The organism is Parasutterella muris (assembly GCF_009767915.1).
GTDB classification, from domain to species: Bacteria; Pseudomonadota; Gammaproteobacteria; order Burkholderiales; family Burkholderiaceae_F; genus Parasutterella; species Parasutterella muris.
In genome coordinates, this window is record NZ_WSRP01000072.1 from 1 (window position 1) to 3,422 (window position 3,422).

At 49.8% G+C, this 3,422-nt stretch carries 5 protein-coding genes; all 5 read left to right on the top strand.

All coding sequences use genetic code 11. From position 1 onward, the window contains the following. Window positions 1-210: phage tail sheath C-terminal domain-containing protein (locus tag E5987_RS12420; protein ID WP_277613507.1), on the top strand; the 210-nt coding region annotated here is incomplete at its 5' end. A gap of 11 nt (window positions 211-221) precedes the next feature. Further along, window positions 222-578 (top strand): phage tail tube protein, encoded by a 357-nt coding sequence (locus tag E5987_RS12425; RefSeq protein WP_160336385.1) that lies wholly within the window; start codon window positions 222-224, stop codon window positions 576-578. Beyond that, the gene (locus E5987_RS12430; protein ID WP_160336386.1) at window positions 578-841 is read left to right on the top strand and encodes a phage tail assembly protein; all 264 of its coding nucleotides are present in this window, start codon (window positions 578-580) and stop codon (window positions 839-841) included. Before E5987_RS12425 ends, E5987_RS12430 begins: the two co-directional genes overlap by 1 nt. A 142-nt stretch (window positions 842-983) precedes the next feature. After that, the gene (locus E5987_RS12435; protein ID WP_160336387.1) at window positions 984-2,525 is read left to right on the top strand and encodes a phage tail tape measure protein; all 1,542 of its coding nucleotides are present in this window, start codon (window positions 984-986) and stop codon (window positions 2,523-2,525) included. Beyond that, a partial coding sequence (locus E5987_RS12440) for a DNA circularization N-terminal domain-containing protein (protein ID WP_202074646.1) occupies window positions 2,525-3,422 on the top strand: 898 nt, incomplete at its 3' end. The genes E5987_RS12435 and E5987_RS12440, both read left to right, overlap by 1 nt.

Below are 3,422 nucleotides of genomic sequence, written 5' to 3' on the forward strand. Positions count from 1 at the left end.
TCCATTATCCGCGGCGAACTTATCGCTATGTATACCAAGCTCGAGGACAAGGCGATTGTAGAAAACGCTGATTTGTTTGCTAAGTATCTTGTCGTGGAGAGAAACGCAGATGACCCCAACAGAATCGACGTATTGCTGCCGCCTGACCTGGTTAACCAGTTAAGAGTCTTTGCTGTATTGGCTCAGTTCCGTCTTCAGTTTAACGAATAAGAGGTGATTTAATGTCAAGAATTGCAGGAATCTGCCACATTACTGTCAACGGCAGAACGATGGATATCTCCGGAGGGCTGACCATTCCGCTTTCGAAAACCACAAAAGAGAGCATTGTGTCGACCAACGGCTCCGTTAATTACAAGGAGACGCCGATCGCGCCGTACATTGACGGAACATTCCTAATGGATGAAGACTTCCCGATTGAAGAACTGTCCACTATGGACACGGCAACGGTGGTGGCTGAATTGGCTAACGGCAAGAGCTATACGCTCTCAGAGGCCTTCATTGAAGGAGAGATGAACTACGACAGTGACGGGGGAACTGTCGCAATGAAATTTGTGGGAACTAACGGGAGGTGGTCGTAATGGCTTCGTACGTTCTGAAGACGCCTATTACTGTTTCAGGCAACAGGATAGAAAAAGTGGATCTGCGTGAACCGACCTTTAATGAAATTTGCGATCTTGGCCTGCCCGGTGATCAAACCGAGCCGGATGGAAAGCTTAAATTGCTTCGCAAATACCTTGTAGTCTGTTCAGGCCTTCCGGAGGAAGCTGTCGGCGCACTGGGGATTAGGGACGCCATGGCCCTAATCGGTAAGGTGTCTGATTTTTTTACAAGTACGGACTAGCGCGGAAGAAAACGGCCGTGAAAGTTTTTTACAACACGGCCCGCTTCTGGGGAGAACGACCCACGGAGCTCTCAAGAGAGCCTTTTTCAAGAGTGATTGAGCTTGCGAAGGAGGCTCTTCGCATTATGGAGGAAGATAAAAAATGGCGGGAAAAGAGTACAGCCTCAAGGCCATCCTTTCCGCGACGGATAAGATAAGCCCGGCGCTCAAGAAGATAGATTCTAATTTCGGAAAGCTCGGGCGCTCCTTTTCCGCCTTAGGCAAATCCTCGGCCGCTTTGGCCGGTAAGTTCGCTTTGCCCCTGACAGTCTTAGGCGGAGTTGGCGGCTTCAGTCTAAAGTCGGCAATGGATAAGTTCACCTCTCTGGGCGATTCTATCGATAAGGCCAGTAAAAGAGCCGGCGTGAGCGCCGCTTCTTTACAGAAACTTCGCTATGCTGCCGGACTCGGAGGTATGTCAGCTGAGCAGATGGATCAAGCTCTGGTTAAGCTGACTTACAACATGGGGAAAGCAGCCAGAGGAGAAAATAAGGAGCTCGCAGCTATTTTTAAGCGCTTGGGTGTCTCTCTCAAGGATTCTAAGGGAAACATTCGCGATGCGGCCGATGTCATGCGCAATCTTGCTCAGGCGGTTAAGAACAATGAATCTCCTGCGGTAAGGCTCAGAATTCTAACGGCCGCTGTCGGCGATGATTTGGCTAAACAGCTGATACCGGTATTGGAGAGCGGAGCGGCAGGGCTCGATGACATGGGCGGCGAGGCAGAGAAGCTTGGCATTGTCATGTCCGATAAGATGGTGGCTGATTCTGCCCATCTTACGGACACACTGAGTAAGTTTTCTCAGGTTTTAGACGGTGTATCGGCCACCATCGGCGCTTCGCTTGCTCCGATCATCGAGAGCATTGTCAAGAGGCTTCAGGATTGGATAGTTGCCAATAAAGATTTAATTGCTCAGAGGCTGGAAAAGATCTTTGAAAAGATCTCTTCGGCCATCGCTCAAATTAACTTTGAGGCAGTGGTAAACGGTATTTTCAACTGTATCGACGGATTCATGAAGTTTGTGGACTCGATCGGCGGATGGGACACGATTATCAAGGGATTTGGCGCTGCCATCGGTCTAATGCTTGCCGGGAATATGATTAGCCTCGGTCAATCGCTTTACGGCGTGGGGGCTTCGTTCGTCTCCGCGTTCGGTCCATGGGGCGTGATTCTTGCCGGTGCAGTCGCTGCCGGTGTGGCTTTATGGAAGAACTGGGATGAAATCACGGCTTGGTTTGAGAAAACCTTCCCGGACTTATCAAAGGTTTTAAGCGGTTTGCCTGAAGGGTTTTCTATCGCTTGGGACAATGCTTGTAAGAACATCCGCGCACTTTGGGACGGTCTTTGCGCGACATGGGACAGTATTAAAAACACTTTTTCATGGGAAGGAATCAAAGACTCGGCAAGGAAAATGCTCGGATTTTCTGCTCAGGAGAATCCTCAGGCGCAGGCTCCGATGCTGGACTCCTCTCAAGTCTCTTCTATGACTCAAGGTTTGATGGGGCCTAGGACTGAGATTGATAACCAGCTGACTGTCAGAGTCGAGGTTCCGCAGGGATTGAACGCTCAGGTAGAAAAAACAGACTCCAATGGAGGAAATATGAGAGCAGAGACCGGAAATTATGCTTTTGTGGGAGCTGACTGATGAACGCGCCGGAATTAAGACGCGCCTCCTTTAGAGGGGTGCCCTTTGAGGTTACAAGTTCAGATTTTAAGGTGGGCAGGCGGACTCAGACTTTTGAGTATCCGCAAAGAGATACGCCGTTTACCGAAGATTTGGGACGCTCTAAAAGGACTATTACGCTGACTGCGTATGTGATAGGAGCCGACTATATTACCCGGATGAAGCGTCTGATTGCGGCTTGTGAAAAACAAGGGTCGGGCAGGCTTATTCATCCGTGGCTTGGTACCATGGAGGTGGTAGCCGTTGATCTTACCTCCCCGAAGTTTGAATCCAACCGCCTCTCCACCGTCACACTTAATTTTGTTGAAAGCGGCAAGTTAGAGTTTCCGAATTCGATTGTTGACGCGGGCTCCCGCTGTTTAAAGGCAGCCTCGGCGTTAAGCAACTCCGCCTTTGACGAATTTATTAAAGAATTTGATATTGCCGGAGCTCAGGATTTTGTTAAGAAGACGGTGGGAGAGGATTTTACAAAGCTTCTTTCAGCAGAAAGTTTGAATCGAATCTATCAAGCTTTCGATTTGGCTGATGACTTGGCCGATTTAGCTAACGATGCGATCACATTAGTTAGCGGCTCTCCGGGCTCATTGGGGCAAAGGCTTATGGATGTTCTTGGACTTCAGGGCTTTGCCTCTACTGTTCATGCCTGGAGCGATGCCGCCAATAGATTCAGCCTGCTTACGAAAGAGTCATCTTTGAGCAGCGCGGAGTCCCCAGTAGCTGCTTCCAGGACAACAAGCGAGAGAATTGAGGCGGCTAACGCGGCAATCCAAACGCTTGTAAGGCAGTCCGCTATTTCAAACGCGGTGCTCGCCGCTTCTGAAGTTGGCTCCGAAAACGATAGAGCAGATACATCTGCGG